Annotated in this window: 9 protein-coding genes; 2 read left to right on the forward strand and 7 right to left on the reverse strand. The window is 65.1% G+C overall.

Annotated elements, in window-relative coordinates; genetic code table 11:
* Window positions 1-19 precede the first annotated feature (19 nt).
* Window positions 20-367 (reverse strand): HPF/RaiA family ribosome-associated protein, encoded by a 348-nt coding sequence (locus tag B2747_RS00925; RefSeq protein WP_291155606.1) that lies wholly within the window; start codon window positions 365-367, stop codon window positions 20-22.
* A 271-nt stretch (window positions 368-638) separates the two neighbouring features.
* Here B2747_RS00925 and B2747_RS00930 point away from each other — a divergent pair, with 271 nt between their 5' ends.
* Window positions 639-1829: a dipeptidase gene (locus tag B2747_RS00930; RefSeq protein ID WP_291155609.1), complete on the forward strand. Its 1191-nt coding sequence runs from the start codon at window positions 639-641 to the stop codon at window positions 1827-1829.
* Window positions 1830-1946: 117 nt separating this feature from the next.
* Here B2747_RS00930 and B2747_RS00935 read toward each other — a convergent pair whose 3' ends face one another.
* The 5 genes from B2747_RS00935 to B2747_RS00955 all read right to left on the reverse strand — a co-directional run bounded on the left by B2747_RS00935 (window position 1947) and on the right by B2747_RS00955 (window position 11431).
* The gene (locus B2747_RS00935; RefSeq protein WP_291155612.1) at window positions 1947-4643 is read right to left on the reverse strand and encodes a glycoside hydrolase family 9 protein; all 2697 of its coding nucleotides are present in this window, start codon (window positions 4641-4643) and stop codon (window positions 1947-1949) included.
* Between the two features lie 34 nt (window positions 4644-4677).
* Window positions 4678-7584: a DEAD/DEAH box helicase gene (locus B2747_RS00940; RefSeq protein ID WP_291155614.1), complete on the reverse strand. Its 2907-nt coding sequence runs from the start codon at window positions 7582-7584 to the stop codon at window positions 4678-4680.
* Window positions 7585-7647: 63 nt separating this feature from the next.
* Window positions 7648-9984 (reverse strand): Tex family protein, encoded by a 2337-nt coding sequence (locus B2747_RS00945; RefSeq protein ID WP_291155617.1) that lies wholly within the window; start codon window positions 9982-9984, stop codon window positions 7648-7650.
* A 91-nt stretch (window positions 9985-10075) separates the two neighbouring features.
* Window positions 10076-10684: an NADPH-dependent F420 reductase gene (locus B2747_RS00950; RefSeq protein WP_291155619.1), complete on the reverse strand. Its 609-nt coding sequence runs from the start codon at window positions 10682-10684 to the stop codon at window positions 10076-10078.
* Window positions 10685-11431, reverse strand: coding sequence for a type 1 glutamine amidotransferase domain-containing protein (locus tag B2747_RS00955; RefSeq protein ID WP_291155622.1), 747 nt, complete (start codon window positions 11429-11431; stop codon window positions 10685-10687).
* Between the two features lie 103 nt (window positions 11432-11534).
* Between B2747_RS00955 and B2747_RS00960 the strand changes: the two genes are divergently transcribed.
* Window positions 11535-11903 carry a winged helix-turn-helix transcriptional regulator gene (locus B2747_RS00960; protein ID WP_291155624.1) on the forward strand — a complete coding sequence of 123 codons (369 nt, stop codon included), beginning with the start codon at window positions 11535-11537 and terminating at the stop codon, window positions 11901-11903.
* On the opposite strand, the gene B2747_RS00965 is transcribed toward B2747_RS00960, so the two are convergent.
* Window positions 11892-15272, reverse strand: coding sequence for a S41 family peptidase (locus tag B2747_RS00965; protein WP_291155626.1), 3381 nt, complete (start codon window positions 15270-15272; stop codon window positions 11892-11894). The genes B2747_RS00960 and B2747_RS00965 overlap by 12 nt on opposite strands.
* Between the last annotated feature and the right edge of the window lie 30 nt (window positions 15273-15302).

Below are 15302 nucleotides of genomic sequence, written 5' to 3' on the forward strand. Positions count from 1 at the left end.
TTTGGTGACGCGCGGCGGATCAGGCCGGCAGCGCGTCGAAGGGATCGTGTCCCTTGGGATGACGGTGCTTGTCGACCACACGGGTCAGCAAGCGCACCAGCTTGTCCCGAGCGCCCACCCAGGCCGTCTCGAGACGATCTGCCGCATGCGTCACAGCCACGGGATCACGGCCGCTGAGGCGGGCCTCCAGGACGCACTGCTTGTCGGCGGCGCCGGACTTGTCGGCGTTGACGTCATGCAAGTGCACCTCCACGCGCGTCACATAGGTACCGAATCGCGCGAGAGCCTCACGCAGGTCGTCTTCGACCTTGGTGAGAAAGTTGGGCGTCGTCTCGAGATTCTTGACCGTGTTCACCTGGATCAGCATGCCATGTCCTCCGGGTGGTGTCACGCCGCACCAATTGCCCGCACGACAGCGGGTCGTGTCAGCGCCGCGTAGTTTGAATGCACCGGGCGGGTCGGACTCGGCCCGCCGGTCAGACGTACTGCACTCTCGTCTTCCCTCCCCTACCCCCATGTGTGCACTTCAGGTCCGCCGGGCCCTTACCCGGCCGCTGGGCGCGCTACTGGCGTCCGCCTTCCCTATTCTTACTCTCGACGCCCAGTCCGGTAAGCCCGTCACCGATGAAGCGGCAGTCATGGCCACCGCCCGTGCGCTGCAGGCCAAGGTGCTGTCCATCGACACGCATGTGGACATTTCGCCCGCCAATTTCACCGAAACGGGCCCGAACTACACCAGCAAACTCCCACGCACCCAGGTCGACCTGGTGAAGATGGAGGAGGGGGGCCTGGCCGGGGCGTTTCTCATCGTGTACGTGGGGCAGACGGCCAATCTCAACGCCGACGGCTACGCACGCGCACATCAACAGGCCATCGAGAAATTCGAGGCCATTCACCGCCTCACCGAAAAGCTGGCACCACAGCGCGCGGAAATTGCCTACACGGCCGCCGACGCGCGGCGCATCCACAAGGCCGGCAAGCGTGTGATCTTCATCGGTGTCGAGAACGGATTTCCGATTGGCAGCGACATCACCAACGTGAAGAAGTTCCACGATCTCGGTGGCCGCTACATGTCACTCGCCCACAACGGCCACTCGCAGCTCTCCGACAGCAACACCGGGGAACGCGATGGCGTGTGGCTGCACAACGGACTCTCGCCGCTTGGCCGTCAGGTCATCGCCGAGATGAACCGCCTGGGCATGATGATCGACGTCTCGCATCCGTCGAAGGCGAGCATGCTGCAGACGGTGGCGCTGAGCAAGGCACCCATCATTGCCTCGCACTCGGGTGCACGCGCGCTCTGCGGGCACAGCCGCAACATGGACGACGAGCAGCTCGACGCGCTCAAGAAGAACGGCGGCGTTATTCAACTCGTGGCGTTCAACAGCTACACCAAGTGCAACGCCCGTCGTGACGCCGAACGTGAGGCGGCCATTGCGGAGCTGCGCAAACAGTACGGCATCACCGCCACTTCACGTGTCGAGGTGCAGCGCGCGATTGAAGCCCTGCCCAACGACCGACGCAATGCGTTCCTGGCCGCGCAGGAAGACATCACGGCCCGTCGCTATCCCAGTGATCCGCCAGCCACGGTGAAGGACTTCGTGGATCACATCGATTACGTGGTGAAGCGCATTGGTATCGACCACGTCGGCATCAGCAGTGACTTCGACGGCGGCGGTGGCGTGGAGGGCTGGCGCAGTGCGAGCGAGACGGTGAATGTGACCGCCGAGCTCGTGCGCCGCGGCTACACGGAAGCCGAGATCGCCAAGATCTGGGGTGGCAATCTCCTGCGGGTCATGGAGCAGGTGGAGAAGGTCGCGGGGAAGTAAACCACCACCAAACTCGGAACCCGGAACATGAACCCAGAACCCGAAACTGATCAGTTTGGGGTTTTGAGTTCAGGTTCCGGGTCATGTGTTCGATTTGACTGAATGTCCCGATGGTTCCTACGGCCGGTATCGATCGGCCATCTGGCCAGTCGCCTCGTCGCGCACCACCGCCACCCACGGCGCGCGCGCGTCACGCCGCCGCGCCGTCCAGGTCAGCACGACTGGCTCATCGTTGCGCAGCGTGACCGTCTGCGTGGCCGGACCGCGCAAGGTGAGATTGTCGGCCTGCAATGTGACCTGACGGCTGCGTTGCGCGGCAGCGCCCGGTTCGGCGCGCAGCGTGAGCCGCAACGTGATCAGGCCGTTCGCTGATGTCGTATCAGTCAGGGTGAAGTGCTCGCTTGGCTGGACCCCGCTCATGAGGTCTTCCATGAGCCACAGCCAGCGATTGTTGGAGTGCACCCACACTTCCTTGTAGACGTACATGTTCTGCGACGGCCAGTACGGCAGATCGCTCGTGCCGCGGCTCTGCATGCCCACTGGCAACGTACCCACCATGTCGCCCGAACTCACGCTGTACTGCTGCGCCCAGTCGTAGCCTTCGCCATACAGCGTGCTCTGCGAGAACGGATTGCGGCCCACCACCCACTCCGCCTGCCGCGTGGCCAATTCAAAGCCTGCCCGATCGCCGCGCACACGCGACGCCGCCGACAGCGCCTTGGCCTGTGAGAGCAACACGCCGTAGTTGCCGCGTCGCTGGAACCACACGGGGAAGGTGCGCAAATACCAACCCTCTCCCATGGCCGTGCCGGCGCGCACCTGTTCGGCGTACTCGCTCTGCTTCTCCATATAGCGGCCGCCGGAGTCGGGCACCTGCACGCTGTCCACCACGCGATACACGTACGCCGGCAACACTTCGTACGGTGCCGTGTTCTGCGCGCTGCGCTTCTGGTACTCGGCATAGCGCACAATGGTGGCATACCAGTTCATCCACTCGCCGTGCTGCGGCAGCAGCGCCACCAGTTGCCCCAGCGCCACGATGGGCGCCTGATCGGCGGCGCGATGGAACTGATGAAAGATCGTGTCGCGATCGGGACCGGTGTAGAAAAAGCCCGACAGCGGCAACGTCGTGCCCACACGCGTGACCTGCTGCGACGCGGTTACCACCCGTGCCAATTCCACCGCCTTGTCGCGATAGCGCGCCTCGTTGGTGGCGCGCCAGAGCTCCAGCGACGCGGTGATGCCAATGGCCGCCAGCTCCATGCGCGACGCCGCAAAGGCCGGTGTGTGCCAGGTGCTCGGCCCCTCGATGCCCACGATGGCGTGATTCCAGTCGTCACGCGCAATGCGCAGCGCTTCTGCGGCACGCGCCGGGTCACGGCCGCGGAGCACACGCGAGGCGATGGCACCCGCTGCTGCCGCGATGTAGTTGGCATTGGGATTGTTCTTGGCTTCCACCAGCCGGTCGTCGGCATCGCCGGCGATGTTGTTGCTCCAGAAGTTGTGCGGTCCGAAGCCCACGCGATATCCACCGTCGAAGCGCACACGCAACACCCAATCGAGGCCCCAGGTAGCTTCCTCGATGAGGCGCTCCACCAGGGCCTCACTGCCACCCTGCGCGGCGAGTCGCTCGGCCAGCGCAAACATGGCGTAAGCCCCCTCGCCGGTGTTGATGACCCCCTGCGACAGATCGCCCGCATCGTGCCAACCGCCACTCATGGTGAGGCGCTGCGTACCAAGCGTGGCAAACCAGTCGAGATGATCGATGCCATGCACACCCGGTACGTCGAAGCCACAGCGATTGCCGTAGTAGAAGTTGAGCGACTTCCACACCGACGGATGCCATACTGTGTCATGAATGGCAAAGGGTCGTGTGAGCCCCTGACTCGTGCGCAGCACATAACGACCCGGCTCGCGCAGTTCACTGAAGTCGAGTTGTTGAAATGTGCCGGTGGGTGTGCGCAGCGTACGCACCGGCTTGCGCAGCACACTCTCGCCAAACGCATTGTCGCCCACGCGCACCACGTCGAAGGTGGAATCGCGGAGCGCCGAGGCCAGAGCCGACTTGTTGGACCGGGGCGCATAGCCGCTGTGGCTGAAGGCCAGCTTGCCCGCGCCGATTTCCCAGCCCGTATGCACATCGGGGTCCACGCGCTGCAGCTCAATGGCGCCGATCTCGAAGGCCACGCGGTCATCGGGTGCCGCCAGCATCTTGTTGACGAAGTAACCGATCTCGAGCCGCGTGACCTTGTCCCGCGCCAGTGGATCGATCTCCCACATCACCGCCTGCCAGCCCGGTTTGGCCAGCGAAATCACGTGGGTGCCTTCGCGGTTGTAGCGATCGGGCACCTTGATGGCACCGTCGTTGTGCATGACGAGCTGCAGCGGCAACACCGGCATGCCGGTGAAGTCGGGCCGCAGCCAGATCACGAGACGGTTGTAGGCCGTCCAGTCTTCATTGGCCACGGCGCGGCGCAGATTCACCGCCGGCAAGCGTGGGCGCTCGGGCAGGTTGGGTGCGCGGTTGAGGCGCATGTCCACACGCAGCGCACGCATGTCGCCCAGCACCGGTGCCGGCAGCACCGTCAGCGTGCCGGCACCCGAGAGTGTCCAGGTGCCGGGTCGTGTGTGGTCGTCCAGCACGCGTCGTGCGAGGACGGGCTTGGCCAGCCAGCCGTGTTCGGCCGACTGCGTGAAATCGATGGGCAGCAGGGCGCGGCGCGGCGCCTGCGACTGGGCCCAGAGCTCAGGCGCGCAGAACGCGATGGCTGAGCCCAGCAACACCAGCTTGGAACGCACAGGGGGGAGTGACATCCCCTATGCTAGCCAACGGTCACACGGCCCGCGACTAACCCAGCAGCAACTCCAGCTCCGCCTTGCCGATGCCGCCCAGTCCCCCGCGATCCTCACTGAGAATGGCGTCGGCCAACGCCCGCTTGCTGGCCTGCAGCTCGAGAATCTTGGATTCGATGGTGTCACGCGCCACGACGCGCGTGGCCAGCACATGCCGGGTCTGACCGATGCGATGCGCACGGTCGATGGCCTGGGCCTCCACCGCCGGATTCCACCACGGGTCGAGCAGATACACGTACTCGGCGGCCGTGAGGTTGAGGCCGTGTCCACCGGCCTTGAGACTGATGAGAAACAGCGGGGGCCCGTCGGAAGACTGAAAGCGTTCCACGCGCGCCTGCCGGTCGCGCGTACGGCCGTCGAGGTACTCGTACGCGATGCCCAATGCATCAAGGCGCTGACGCAGCAGCGCCAGGAAGCTCGTGAACTGCGAAAACACGAGCGCCTTGTGTCCCTCAGCCGCGATTTCCTGCAACGCCGGAATGAGCGCATCGAGCTTGGCGGAGGGCAGCGACGCCCGCCGCGTATCCACCATGGACGGATGACAGGCCGCCTGTCTGAGGCGCAGCAACGCCTCGAGAATATGCATGCGCGACTTGGCCAGACCCGCCTTCTCCACCTGTTCGAAGACACTTTGCACGTAGCCGCGCCGCAGCTCCTCGTAGAACGCGCGCTGCTCCGGCTCGAGCTCCACCTCGAGTGTCTGCTCGGTACGCGCGGGCAGCTCGGTGGCCACCTGTCCCTTGGTACGCCGCAGAATCACGGGCCGCAGCGCACGCGACAGCACATCGTTGGGGGACTGCCCCGGCAGAGGCGGCAGCGCCGTCGTTTCCACCCCCAGCAGACGCGCCGCAGCAGAGAAGCGCGTGGACGCGCCCAGCATGCCAGGGTTCAGGAACTCGAAGAGACTCCAGAGCTCCTCGATGCGATTTTCGATGGGTGTACCCGTGAGCGCGAGCCGATGATCGGCCTGCAGCAAACGCGCCGCCTTGGCGGTGGCGGTTCCCGAATTCTTGATGGCCTGCGCCTCATCGAGCACGACATAGTCGAAGCGTCGCGAGCCCAGGCGTTCGATGTCGCGCCGCAGTGTGCCGTAGGTGGTCACCACCACGTCGGCCCGCAGATCGTCGAGCGCATCGACGGCCCGTTCACCATGACTCAGGTCCACCACCTGCAACGCCGGGGTGAAGCGCGCGGCTTCCTGCACCCAGTTGAATACCAGCGAGCGCGGCACCACGAGCAGCGACATGCCCTTGCCTTCCACGCGACGCGCTTCGAGCATGGCGAGCACCTGCACCGTCTTGCCCAGGCCCATGTCGTCGGCCAGACAACCGCCCAGACCGAAGCGACGCAGGAACTCGAACCACGCGAGGCCGTCGCGCTGATAGCCGCGCAGCTCGCCCACAAAACCCTCGGGCACGGGCACGCTGCCTATCCGACGGAACTCCCGCAGTTGCTCGCGCGCGGCGAGAAGCTGCGCGTCGACGTCCACGTCGGGCAATTCATCCAGCAGCACGTCGAGCAATGCCAACTGCGACGGACGAAAACGCAGCGTGGTGCCACGACGTTCACCGATGGCCAGCAGGGCACGCAATTCGGCGAGTTGCTCGTCGGGCAGGAAGCCTACCGATCCATCGGGCAGCGTGATCTGCTCCTGGCCCTGATCCACGGCGGCCAGCACCTGCGTGAGCGGAACTTCCTGCTCCCCGTAGCGCACGGCACCCGTGAGATCGAACCAATCGATGCCCGACGACACGTGCACCTCGAGCTTGCCGGGCGCAACGAACACCGCGCCCTCAGTCTCCACATGCCACCCTTCGCGCACCAGCGTGGCAATGAGACGCGGCAGCGCATGCGCCTGTACCACCAGTCCCATGCGATTGTCGGCGAAGCTGTACATCTCCTGTGCACCCAGCGCCCGCAACCGGGTCATGGCATTGCGCTCGGCCGCCGTGCGACGACGGTACAGCGTGCGCGTGTTGCGATCGAAGGCCGTCGGTGCCGACGACTGCACATCCACGAGCGTGGTGCCGTAGCGGAAGTGCAGCGTGAGCCAGGACTGTGTGCGCTTGCCCAGGTCCGGCCCGCTGCTGATGGTCAGATGCGGCTGCGGCGCGGCGTCGGCTTCCGATTGCAGTTCGCCCGGCGGCAGCGAAAGACGCGGCGCCTGACGCAGCGCATGATACGCCGCGAGAAACGACGACGGATCGTCACCCAGCTCAAACTCACTCGCCTTCCACAGGCGTTGCACCAGCGGCCAGATCTGCTGCGCATCAAAACGCGCCAGCGTATCACCCAACACAATGAGGCCGTGTTCGGTGATCCAATCCGTGTCGGCCAGCGGACGCGAGCTGCCATCACGCTGCACGTCGCCCACCAGCACGTAGCGCTCCGGACTCGGTCGTTCGATACGCAGCGTTACGGTCCACGGTGCACCGTCATCCCAGCGCAACACACGCCGATCGAGCGAACGCCGATTGCTGCGCAACATGGCCCGACCCGTGTCACACATGCTGCGCAGTGTGGTCCCGTAGGCACGCGGACGCAGCAGAAATCCACCCGGCGGCATGCCGGTCACGCCCGTGGCCTCACTGCTGCCCAGCAGCATTTCCGCGATCTGTCGATCGATGGGGTCGTAGGCATTGACCCACGCGTCAGCCGAGAACGCAAAGGGCTTGGGCTCATCCCAGCTGCCATCACGGTCGCGACGCTGCGTGGCAATCTCCACACGCACACCGGGCTCGGCTTGCGGCTCCGTCAGGTGCAGCTGATAGATCAGCCGACGGTCGGCAGGCAGCGAGGGCGCCCGCGTAGGCGGACGCAGCTCGCTGCTGCCGGACTGCTGCTGGCGCGCCTGGGTTTCCTGGAGCGCCTGCAGCCATTCCCGATCCGGCGCATCACTCATGCCGAGACCGACCACGTGGGGACGTTCATGCACATCCCTGCAATGTAGCGGATTTTCTGCGCGTTACTTGAAGCGGATGCCGTTCGGGGCAATGGCACCCTTCGTCGGAACAAAAGGCTTGGGTGCCGGCTTCGCCGGTCCGCGGGCAGGACCACGGTTGGCGTTGGTAACGTCACGCCGGGTCCCCTCTTCCCCGCTGGCCGACTGGGCGCGTCCCGTGCCGTTGCCACCGTCGCTGCGCATGCTGAGGGCGATGCGGTTACGAGGCAGATCGACGCTCTGCACGGTGACCTTGACCTTCTGCCCCACTTTCACGGCGTCGTTCGGGTCCTTCACGTAGCGATCGGCCAACTGACTGACATGTACCAGTCCGTCCTGGTGCACGCCGATGTCCACAAAGGCGCCGAAGGCCACGATGTTGGTGACGACGCCCTCGAGCACCATGCCGGGCAAGAGATCACTGGGCTTCTGAATGTCGTCGCGGAATGCGGGCGGTTCGAACGCGGCACGTGGGTCACGGCCCGGCTTCTTGAGTTCGGCCGCGATGTCCTGCAGCGTGGGCATGCCCACGTCGCCGCTGACGTAGCGCCGCAGGTCGATGCGATCCACCAGTGTGTCGTTACCCACGAGCTCACCCACCTGCACCCCGAGATCGGCTGCCATGCGCTCCACCAGCGCATAACGTTCCGGGTGCACGGCACTGGCATCGAGGGGGTGCGCACCGCCGCGCACACGAAGGAAGCCCGCCGCCTGCTCGAAGGCTTTGGCGCCCAAACGCGGCACCTCGGTGAGCTCCTTGCGCGACTTGAAGCCGCCGCGCGTGTCGCGCAGCGTCACGATGGCCTGTGCGAGACTCGGACCAATGCCAGCCACGTAGCCCAGCAGTGCGGCCGAGGCCGTGTTGACCTCCACGCCCACACGGTTCACGGCGCTTTCGACCGTGTCATCAAGGCGTTGCTTGAGCCGGGTCTGATTGACGTCATGCTGATACTGCCCCACACCGATGCTCTTGGGATCGATCTTCACGAGCTCGGCCAGCGGGTCCTGCAGGCGCCGGGCAATGCTCACCGCCCCACGCAGCGACACGTCGAGCTCAGGAAACTCCTGACGCGCCAAATCGCTGGCGCTGTACACCGACGCACCGGCTTCATTCACCACCACGACCTGCGGACGTGGCGCGTCGAGTTCGCGCAGCGCCGCCTTGGTGAGCGTCTCCGTCTCACGGCTGGCCGTGCCGTTGCCGATGGCAATGAGTTCGGGGGTGAAACGCTGCACCATGGCGCGCACGGCGCCGGCAAAGCGGTCTTCCTGATGCAGATACAGCGTGTCGGTGTGCACCAGCGCGCCGGTAGCGCTCACCACCGCCACCTTGACGCCGGTTCGGAAGCCCGGGTCCAAACCTATCACCCGCTTTTCGCCGGCCGGTGACGCGAGCAACAATTGCTCGAGGTTCCGACCGAAGATGGTGATGGCTTCGTCGTCGGCGCGTGTCTTGAGCTCCACGCGCAGTTCCACCTCGATGGCCGGCGCCAAGAGACGCTTGTACGTGTCGGTGCACACCAGTGTGAGCTGCTGCACCGCCTTGCGACGACCGATGACCTCCTGCTGCAGGCGCGTGGTGATGTCTTCAACCGGCGCCTCAATGCGCCACAGCAGTTCACCTTCGGTTTCGCCGCGACGAATGGCCAGCATGCGATGACTGGGAATGGTGCCCAGCGACTCCGAAAACTCGAAGTAGTCCTTGAACTTCGACTCGTCACTCTTCTTCTCGGCAATCACGCTGCTCTTGACCACGCCCTTGGCGCGCGTGACCTCACGCACCCAGCCGCGCACGACGGCGTCTTCGGCAATCTGCTCCGACAGGATGTCGCGGGCGCCCTGCAGCGCCGCCTCGGCGGTGGGCACTTCACTCGGCTTGCCGTCCACTTCGGGCAAAACAAACTCGGACGCCTTCGCAAGCGCGGCGGCATCGTCGAGTGATCCTTCCCACAGTACGTCGGCCAGGGGACCAAGTCCGCGCTCGCGCGCGATCATGGCACGCGTCCGCCGCTTGGGCTTGAAGGGCAGGTACAGGTCTTCAAGTGCCTGCTTGGTGTCAGCGGCCAGAATGGATGCCTTGAGTGCATCGTCGAGCTTGCCCTGCTCGTCGATACTCTTGAGGATCGCGGCGCGGCGGTCCTCCATCTCCGTCAGATACTCGGCGCGCTCACGCACATCGCGGAGCTGCACTTCGTCGAGGCCGCCCGTCATTTCCTTGCGGTAGCGGGCAATGAAGGGAAGCGTGGCGCCCTCGGCAAAGAGCGCGAGGGTGCGCTGAACCTGCTGCGGGTTCAGGGAGAGTTCCGTCGCCACGCGCGCGATGATGGCGGGGGCGAGGGTTTCAACGGTGGGTGCGGTCATGGCGCGGAGTCTATGCGGCCCGTGCGCCGTTGTGGAGGTCTTGCCTTTTGGCCGAGTACACCTCGGCCAAATCAGCGAAGTGCGACCTGTGTCACGCGCGCCGGAGTATGCCCCAGGAGAACTCGCGGCCCAGGTTGGCCGAGGCCGTGATCCACACGAGTGCGGCCGGCTCGATGAATCGTGCGCGCGTCAACGGACCAAGCCGCACCGGCTCGAAGCCGATGTCTGTCGCGATGCGCGATACGACATCGCACGCGGCGACATCATCACCGCACAACCACAGCACCGAACGCGCGTCGCCGAAACGCGGATTGGCCATGACTTCCATGCCGATGCTGTTGAACGCCTTCACGACCTGCGCACCGGGCGCCCAGCGTGCCACTTGCTCCGCGCCGGAGTCGGTGGTGCCGTGCGTCAGCACCATGCCGGGACCAATGGGGTTGGTGGCGTCAATCAGCACCTTGCCCGCAAGGTCGCCTGCAGCGACCAGCGTGGCCTCCGCGCCAGCCCACGCGCTGGTGAGCACCAGCACCTCACTGCGTGATGCGGCATCGGCCAACGTGAGCACGGGACCCGGAGTATCGGCGTGTTTCGGGTCTTCGGGTGCGCGCACACCGTAGACCACGTCATGTCCGGCGTCGGCAAAACGACGACCAAGTGTCGTGCCGACACGTCCGGCACCGAGAATGGCAATGCGCATCTATCGCCCCAGGGTTTCGATGACGAGCCGCGCCGCCGCGGCCCCGGAAAACTGCTGCTGACCAGTGATCAGGCGGCCGTCGCGCACCGCAAACGAACGAAAGCGCTGATCCACCACAAAGTTCGTGCCTTCGATGTTTCGCGCTTCCGACTCAATCCAGAAGGGCTGGATACGCATGCCCACGAATGCGTCCGCATAGGATTCCTCACTGTCGGCAAAGCCGGTCCACGTCTTGCCGTGCACCAGCAGCTCGCCGCTGGACAGCCGTGTCTCGAGCAGCAGGCAGGTGGCATGACATACCAGCGCCGTCACCTTTCCGGCCTCGTAAAAGCGCGCCACCAGTGACTGCATGCCGGCATGACCGCGGAAGGTGATCATGGGCGACTGCCCGCCGACCACAAACAGTGCGTCGTACGCACCGACGTCCACATCGGCGATGGACGGCGTGCTGGCCAGCAGCGCGGCGTGGGTGGGCGACTTCTTGAAGCCGAGAGACAGAATGTCCTGCGCTGAGTAGCCGCTGGCGTCCTCCGGATCGGAGTAGGCGTCGGCCTGCAGAGCACCACCGCCCGGGCTCCGAATGTCCACCTGGTACCCCGCTTCGGTGAACTCCCAGTAGGGATGCGTCAGCTCGGCCCACCAGAAGCCCACCGGCCACTGGGTAACGGGAGAAACCGCGGCGTTGGCCGCCACGATCAGAATGCGCTTGGGTTGCGCGGGGTTGGTGATGTTCGCATTGGCACTCACGAAACCGCTCCTGTTGAAAGTGACGGGAGCACGGTACGATTGCACAAACACCAGCGACAGTATGCACCTTTTGGGGTGATACTTACCATTCGGAGAGTGGACCATGCCCGAATTTCACTTCGAGGGCCACACCTTTCAGAGCCCGGTTGAACTGGCCCTGCATGCCATCGGTGGCAAGTGGAAGATGCCCATTCTCTGGCGTCTCAATCAGCGCGATTGGCGCTACAACGAACTGCACCGCGATCTCAAGCGCGTCTCACACAAGATGCTCACCCAGCAGTTGCGTGAACTCGAGGACGCCGGCCTGCTGACACGCACGGTGCACCCCGTGGTGCCACCGCACGTGGACTACGCCATCACCGACCTCGGCCGCACGGCGCTGCCTGCCATTGAAACCCTGCGCAGTTGGGGCGCGAGCTACCGGGCCGCCCGTGAGGCGGCCCGGCAACCAGACCCCGTGTCAGCGCGCTGACGGCGACGTGCCTGACGGCGACACGCCGGACGGCGCGTCACTCGAGATCTGCCCCGGCAACGCCTTGAGCGCCTTGATGGCCTCCTGAATGGCGGTCTGCAGCTCGCGGTCCACGCCCTTCACTTCATCGTTGGGTGAGTTCTTGACCCACACGTCGGGCGGCACACCGAGGTTTTCGAGATTGACGCCATAGTTGTTGGGCTTGGTGGGATCATACGTCACCACCAGTGAACCCGGTGTGCGAATCGTGCCACCGTTGATAAGCGTGTACGAGCCGGTGGCAATCACGGCCGCAGCCGTCGGGTTGCCGACGATCGTGCCGAGCCCGAGCTGTCGGAACGCCATCGGCGTGACTTCGCTATCCGAGCCCGAACGCGCGTTGATCATCATGACCTTCGGGCCCGCGATGGCCTGACGCGGACGACGGCCCCAGGTGCGTGAGCCATTGCGGTTGTTCCAGAACTGATAGGGCTTGCGCTCGAGAATGTCGATCAGCTCCTGATCGATATTGCCGCCACCGTTGTAGCGGATATCGACGATGATGCCCTTCTTGTTGCTGTACTGATCGATCTCGTTGCGGAAGCGCGCCAGCGACGGCTGGTTCATGGAACGGATATGCACGTAGGCAATGTCGCCGTTGGTTTCCTTCTCCACCTGCGCGCGATTGTTGGCCACCCACTCCTCGTACTTGATGTCCGTGAGCGAGGTAACGCTGGCAATGCGCACGGTGCGCGCGCCCTCACCGCTCGCGCTGCGCGCCAGACGCACGGGGATGTACTCGTTCATCGCCGTGGCCATGAGTTGCTCGTAGTTCTCACCCGACTTGAGCTCCGTGCCGTTCACGGCCAACACGTACTCGCCCCTGGTGATGCCCAGCCACTCCTTGTCGGCGGGACCGTTCTTGTAGATATGCCCCACGCGATAGCGACCGCTGGCATCGGGCTCGAGCTCAAACCCCAGATGACGCGTGGTGTACACCGACGGCATGCGCCGCGATGGCGGACCATTCACACCGGTATGCGACGCGTTCAGCTCACCGATCATCTCGTTGGCCAGATCGTACACGTCCTCATTGGTGCCCACGTGCGCCAGCAGCGGCTTGTAGCGCGCCTTGATGGCGTTCCAGTCGCGGCCGTGCATCTTCTCGTCGTAGAAGCGGTACTTCATCACTCGCCACGACTCCTCGAACAGCTGCTCGCGCTCGGCGCGCTCATCGACGCGCACCGGGAAGCTGAAGTTCACCGGCTCCGCGCGCTGCGGTGTCGCCAGCACCAGCCGGCTGATCTCGAACCCACTGCCACCGTCCGCATCATCCCCACCACGTGCGGGACGACGGAAGAACACCGCGCGCCGGTCATGCGTGGGTGTGAGCTGCGGATACACCCCACCCGCAATACGGCGGCGGTTCTGTCCGTCGACGCCAATGGCGAACAGCCCCACGTTCGGACTCTCCGCGTCCACGGCGGCGTTCTGTCCGCCGCCACCGAAGCCGCCGCCACCGCCGGCCGTGAAGTACACCGTGCGTCCGTCGCGCGACAGGAAAAATGCACCAACCGCCACCGAGCCGCGCGTGAGTTGCGTGGCACGGTCGGCAATGCCCTCGGCATCGATCGTTACCGTAAACGGCGCAGCCGCACCCGCATTGGTCGAGTCACCGCGCTCGCGCGCGGCAGGAGCGCCACCGCTGGTACCGTTTCCACCCGCCCCGCTACCGGCCGAGCGCCGCTGCCGCTCGCGCACCAGGGGGTCGTTGGGGTCTTCGGTGAGACGCGCCAGCGGCACCACGAACAACTGCGACACCCCATTGTCTCGCGTCGACGTGAACACCACGTGCTTGCCATCCGGCGTGAGCACACCGTTGGTGTCGTTGAAGGGATTGCGCGTGACGTTCACCTCGCGGCGATTGCGCACGTCGAACACGAACACGTCGGCGTTCTGGTCGTCGTCACGTTTGGTGTAGGTGAGCCAGTTGCCGTCGGCACTGTACTGCCCGATGGTGAACCCGCCCGCCTGATTGAACGCCAGTTCACGCGGCGCACCACCTGCCACGTCCACTTCCCACAGACGATTTGCACCCGTGTACGCCAGCTTGCGCGACGACGGCGCCCAGGTGAGATCGCCCTTGATCGACTCCTGTGTGGTGAGCTTGCGGCGCTGTGCGCTGGCCAGGTCGTACACCCACACCTCCTCCTCGCCCGACTCGTCGCTCACGTACGCCATGCTGCGGCCATCAGGCGACCAGCTCTGATAGCGCTCACGCCACGGTGACGATGTGACCGCCGTGCGCTCGCCCACCCCGGCCTCGCTGGGCACGATCACGATCTCGCCGTGAAAATCCACCGCCACCTGATTGCCATCGGGTGACGGAGCGAAACCATCCGCGCGGTTGCTGGTGGTGAGCAGCGAGATGGCGTTCTCCTTCGGATCGGCGGCGAGACGCAACGCGAGTTTGCGCGGCGTGCCCCCTGGCACATCGAGTGTCCAGAGTTCGAAGTCGTTCTCGTAGATGATGCGTTTGCCGTCCGGCGAGATGGCGGGGAACTGCACGCCATCCTCCTTGTGCCGCGTGACCTGCTGCGGCGCGCCACCGCTGGGCGCGATGCGCCAGAGGTTGAAGATGCCGTCACGCTCCGACGCGAAGTAGATCTGGCCATCGGCGCCCCACATGGGGTGCACATCATGCGTGAACGACTGGAACTGCTTGAGTTCCGTATCGGTCAGCTCGGTGATCTGGCCCGTGCGCAGGTCCTGCACCGCAATGTCGGCGTTACTGTTGCCGCGATATCCCTTGCGCCAGTAGCTCGGCAGCGAGCGGTTGAACGCCACCAGCGTAGCGTCCTGTTTGATCATGCCACTGCGTCCAATGTCCATGGCCATTGGACGCGGCTGGGTGCCGTCGAGTGGCAAACGATAGAGCGGCGAGCCCCAGGCCGCGACGCCGCGATTGCTGCTCATCACGATCTCGCGCCCGTCCGGCGTCCAGTAGAGCGCCTGATCGTCGCCACTGTACCAGGTCAGTTGCCGCGGCTCACCCCCACCCACCGGCACGACATACACGTCGTTGTTGCCCATGCGATTGCTGGTGAACGCAATCCAGCGACCGTCGGGCGAGAACCGTGGCATGAAGTCACGGGCCACATGCGCCGTCAGGCGACGCGGGTTGCTGCCATCGGCATTGGCCACCCAGATGTCGTCGTGCCAGGTGAAGGCAATGGTGCCGTCGTTGGCCACGTGCGCGTAGCGCGCAAAGCGAACCGGGGTGTCGGCACTGTTGCGTGAAGATTGCGCGTCGAGTGCGCCAGGGGCTGGGAGAACGGCCAGCGCGGCCAACGCGAGTGACAGTGCGCGGGTCGAACAGGGGAAACGCATGATGGCTCCGCGGTGAGGGAATTCGCACCG

The sequence above is a fragment of the Gemmatimonas sp. UBA7669 genome (assembly GCF_002483225.1).
Lineage (GTDB): Bacteria > Gemmatimonadota > Gemmatimonadetes > Gemmatimonadales > Gemmatimonadaceae > Gemmatimonas.